This window comes from Alkalibacillus haloalkaliphilus C5 (assembly GCF_000269905.1).
GTDB lineage: Bacteria > Bacillota > Bacilli > Bacillales > Alkalibacillaceae > Alkalibacillus > Alkalibacillus haloalkaliphilus_A.
In genome coordinates, this window is sequence record NZ_AKIF01000182.1 from 1 (window position 1) to 4,988 (window position 4,988).

At 31.0% G+C, this 4,988-nt stretch carries 5 protein-coding genes; all 5 read right to left on the minus strand.

Features of this window, described 5'->3' with window-relative positions:
- A partial coding sequence (locus tag A194_RS0114535) for a nucleotide sugar dehydrogenase (protein WP_017187532.1) occupies window positions 1-674 on the minus strand: 674 nt, incomplete at its 3' end.
- Window positions 675-966: 292 nt separating this feature from the next.
- Window positions 967-2,031, minus strand: a complete 1,065-nt coding sequence (locus A194_RS0114540) for a hypothetical protein (RefSeq protein WP_157783071.1) — start codon at window positions 2,029-2,031, stop codon at window positions 967-969.
- 179 nt (window positions 2,032-2,210) lie between these two features.
- Window positions 2,211-3,254 carry an oligosaccharide flippase family protein gene (locus A194_RS18665; RefSeq protein WP_337442996.1) on the minus strand — a complete coding sequence of 348 codons (1,044 nt, stop codon included), beginning with the start codon at window positions 3,252-3,254 and terminating at the stop codon, window positions 2,211-2,213.
- Between the two features lie 48 nt (window positions 3,255-3,302).
- Window positions 3,303-4,463, minus strand: coding sequence for a glycosyltransferase family 4 protein (locus tag A194_RS0114550; RefSeq protein WP_017187535.1), 1,161 nt, complete (start codon window positions 4,461-4,463; stop codon window positions 3,303-3,305).
- Window position 4,464: 1 nt separating this feature from the next.
- Window positions 4,465-4,988 (minus strand): UDP-N-acetylglucosamine 2-epimerase (locus A194_RS0114555; protein WP_017187536.1); only part of this gene is annotated, 524 nt, incomplete at its 5' end.

A 4,988-nucleotide genomic window follows, 5' to 3' on the forward strand; every position in this document is an offset into this window, starting at 1 on the left:
GTATCTAATTCATTGATCTCTGTATAGCTGTCTAACTCATTAAAGAACGACACGCGCATCGCTAAATAAGTATTGGCAAATAGTTTAATAGCTTCTGCTTCTGTTGAATTTGTAAATAACGTTGGAATATCTTCTTTAATGGCACCTTCAGCTAATAGATTAGCAAACGTTTCGGCACGTTCTGATTGCTCTCCAACGATAATACGGGAAGGGTGTAAGTTGTCAAATAACGCTTTTCCTTCTCTTAAGAATTCAGGTGAGAAGATAATATTCTCAGTATTATACTTCTTCCTTAACTCTTCTGTATAACCAACAGGAATTGTTGATTTGATCACCATGGTTGCGTCTGAATTAATGTCCAAAACATTCTCTATGACGGTTTCGACTGAGCTTGTATCAAAATAGTTCCGCTCTGGATCATAGTTCGTCGGTGTTGAAATGACAACATACTCAGCATCTTTAAATGCTTGTACGTTATCTGTTGTTGCTGTTAAATTTAATTCCTTAGTTGCTAAAAACTCTTCAATCTCCGAGTCCACTATTGGAGATTGTTTGTTATTAATTAGATCAACTTTATCTTGCATGATATCTAATGCGATTACTTCATTATGTTGGGCTAGTAGGACTGCGTTGGAGAGTCCTACGTAGCCTGTGCCTGCAATTGTGATTTTCATATAGATTCCTTGTAACCTCCACGTGTTATACTAATTGTTAACTTACCATAAACTGTCCTTAGTTATTTATTTTTGTTAGGCCTTAAAAATAGTAAACTAAATAGTAGAAGTATACTGAAAAAACTGAGAAACTGTACAATTCTCAAATTACTTAATTCAAAGTTTATTATTACATGGCCATATAATAGAATTGAAAAGAAGTCGTAATTCGATTTTATCATGTACTCATATAAGGTTCTGTATATTACACCAAGAATATACATTCCAATAAATAAACCTGGCAACCAAAAGTTCATATATAATGCCCCAAAACTTTCAGGTGGCATGATGATCGAAATAAATCTGTGAACGCCATATTAGGTTCTACCTCATAGCCTAAAACAATAGACCTTAGGTAAACACCATCATCTATTGGAGGTTTATCTTCATATAAAGTCCTGGGTATTGGAGAATAAATTAAGTCTAAATAACTTTTTCCAAGCCAAATATCAGATATATCAAACTCATCTAGAACCAATAAATGATGTCTAGTATAACTAAAGCTATTTACTTGGTTAATTGGTTGTTCAAAGGCATCTGCAATTAAATCATTAGGATTATTACTATAATGTTCAAATGCTCCATCTGTTCTAAAAACAGGCATCAACAAAAAATAAATAATAACTATAGACACGATTACTACAGTACGTATGCTTAAAATTTTCACCTTATTCTTTGAGTAATGATAAATTAATAAGCCGAAGAATACTAAATAAACGGTATCTTTTCTCCCACCAAAAGTTGATTCTAATAGAACTATAACACTAAAAAGAATTAGTATAACAAACATCTTTAAGAACGAGCTTTTGAAGCGAGTTGTATAAATTAATAATAATACTCCAAAAGTCATGAATTGTATAAAGATTGTTTGATAACCCATCCCAGCAGTTAACGAAGTTCTTCTTTGTATATTATCTAAAAGGTAAGATAATCCACCAATTTGAGAAACAACAATAATATATGATATAAACCCGATAGAAAATGAAATAATAATTACCAAGTAGTATCTCGTTAGCGTATCATTGTAATTAAAGTTTGGAAATTTTTTTACAATTTTTTTAGAGAAATTGTTATTAATACCTAATACGATTAGATAGTAACCAATTATTTGTAAGAAGAAATACTTGACAAAAACTCTATCAACATCTTCTAACAAATTAATTAATTCTGTTCCAAGAATACCTTTATTAAACTGAAAAATTATAAAGTATGTTGAAACAGTAAGAATATGAAAGATAGCATTAATAACTAGAGGGTTAAATAAATCAACTTTCTTACTTTTAAAAAGAAATAAGGGACTCAAAAAAACAAATAACAATATTAAACCCATTAAAATGTACAATCTTAACACCAACTATTCTTTTATAATTCTTTTGAAGAATATGTAAGAGACTACAAGTCTACACAAGTAACCAAATGCCAAGGTATATGTAGCACCTAGAATTCCGTATTGGCTAATTAAAATCGGAGAAAGTATCATCGTAACGATTATTGTTACTAAAATATAGGTACTTGTATTTTAAACTTTCTCATTCCCAATATCACCGCATTGAGAAAGCCTGAAGTATACCAGATGGTTCCAGCAATCATGGTTACTACAAGAACATTTGAGTACCCACTATATTCTTCACTGTACATCTTAACTAATATATAATCACCCAGCAAATAACTGATAATTACTCCAACTAAACCTATAAGACATGATAGAATTATAAACCTATTTAATAAACTATTAATCTGTTTAAATTCATTATCTCTATATAGATTGGCGAATCTAGGAATTAATACTTGTGATAATGCTGTTACAACTATCTGCCCTATTAATATAAAATAAGTTATACCTACGTATATACCTAGTTTGTATTCACCTTCTAAATAGGATATAAAGTAACGTGGAATATTTACACTTAAAGAATCTAATGATACAGCTATGCCTAATGGTATAGACAATATAACTATGGTTTTAACTTCGCCAAGGTAAATCTTTCTTCTTAACAGGTCACTTTTTAGATCAATTTTGGACAAATCATAAAATAGCAAAACAATTACCCAAAATACTAATTGTGCTGTTAGTGATAGTACTAAATCCGAGAATAAAAACATAAATAAAGCAAAAGCTAAGATAGAAGAGAGAGCTCTTGCAATCTTCGATAATGCTATAATCCTAAAATTTTCCATCTGCTGGAATTTTCCATAGGTGATGTCACTAATTGACTCAACAAGTTTCACCAAGGATATTAATACCAAAATAATAAATAATTCTTTCTCTAAACTTATAAGTCCTATTAAGATAGAAATAAACAATGCTAAAATAGAACTAAACAACCTTACATAGAAATAATTTATAAAACTCTCATCAATTGTGGTCGCTAGTACAGCTCTGAGTTTCATTGATAAAAACAAAAATATTGGTGCTGTTATAGCTAAACCTAATGAGTATTGTCCAACCATCTCTGCACTACCTAATTTTGCAATAATAGAGATAATGAACCATTGGCTAAACGCAAAAACAACACTTGAAAACAGTGACCAAGAAAAGATTTTCTTTAAATTTAAGGGATATTATTTTATTTTTCATATCCTATTCACCTAATCCAGTTTATTAAACAAATCAAAATAACTTATTTTTTTACCTTCAATGTCTGATTTTCGAATCCCAAACTCAAATGCCTTCTTTGATATATGCAAATACTCTTCTTTACTCTTCATAGCAATTTCTTCTATAGCATCAAGGAACTTTTGATCTTCTGTTAAAGGAATATCCCAACCCACACCAGAAAGTTCCAAGTTCCTCCATGGAGTTTGATCACTTACTATTACTGGACAAGCACCTAAAAAGGCTTCTGAAATAACGTGGCCATAGTTCTCCCCAAATGTTGGGAATAAAAACACATGGTGGCGTTTAAAGACATCATGAACTTCATTATGGCTTATCGAACCGAAGTAATTTACTTTAACATTAGTTGGTAATCCCTTGATTTTCGTCTCACACATAGACCAGTATTCTTGGTCTTCTATTGGGCCGTAAATATTAAAAGTTATTTTGTATCTATTAATTTGACTAATTAAGTCTAGAGCTTGTAATAAGTTTTTCTTTGGGTGTATTCTTGAGACGAACACTATTTTTAGTTCATTTTTATTTTTGGAGATGGGTTTTTGATATTCTAAATTGTTAGTATCATTTGTCATGTTCTCTGCAACAATTATTTTTCTTATGGTTAGTAAAAAATATTCAATATCCTTCTTTTCCCTCTGAGCAGTTGCATGCCATTTTACACCTTTATATAGCCTAATTGCTTTTGCGAGAAAAAAATATATTTTTTTCTTAATTTTTTTAAATTTTAATGCCCCAGGAGAAAATTCGCCTCTCGGAGCCAGTACTATTTGATTACAACCAAGTAGCGATAATTTTTTTAATATTAGTGGCATTATACTAAATTTAAACGAGAAAAAACTATTTATATATAATATATCAAAATCAACTGTACCTAGAATATACCTTAAATTTGCAAACCCCAACTTTGAAGGGTTCACATAATATACTTTAGCATTACCTACATCCTGCCAAGATTCTGTATCAATATTTTGGAAAGATTGACTATCACCAATATCCCTATCAGATGTTAAAATATAAAACTCATATGAGTCTGATAAATTATCAACCAAATTTTTAATAGATTGAACCGGTCCACCAGCCTTAACACTAGGCAAATAATGTCCTGTCATTATAAGTATTTTGGTCTTTTTCATGTTACCCTCTCCAGACTACTCTATCAACATAACCCTTATATGAAATAATTATTCTTAAAATCTTCTCCGATACATTCGGCATACTGTAATCAGACACTAACTGCAATGTATCATCATCTTGAGTTTCTAATACTTTCAATCCTTGAAGTATTCTGTCCTTCTTTAGGCCAACCATCATTGCAGCTGCTTCTTCCATAGCCTCTGGTCTCTCATGCGCTTCACGGATATTTAGTGCCCTAAAGTCTAAGATTGATGACTCTTCACTAATAGTACCACTATCACTCAAAACAGCTCGGGATGTTTTTTGCAATTTAACGTAATCATTAAAGCCTAAAGGTTTTATTGTTTGAATTAATGGGTTAAATTTTGCACCTTTTTCTTCAATCATATTACGAGTTCTTGGGTGTGTACTGACAATGACAGGAAGCTTAAATTCTTCAGCAATCGCATTAAGGCTTTCTACTAAGTTATTAAAATTAACTTCTGAATTAATATTCTCTTCTCTATGTGCTGAGACTGCCAAGG

Excerpts from the sequence above, each read along its gene's own strand:
- A194_RS0114550 (WP_017187535.1), bottom strand. The coding sequence starts at position 4,463 with ATGAAAAAGACCAAAATACTTATAATGACAGGACATTATTTGCCTAGT.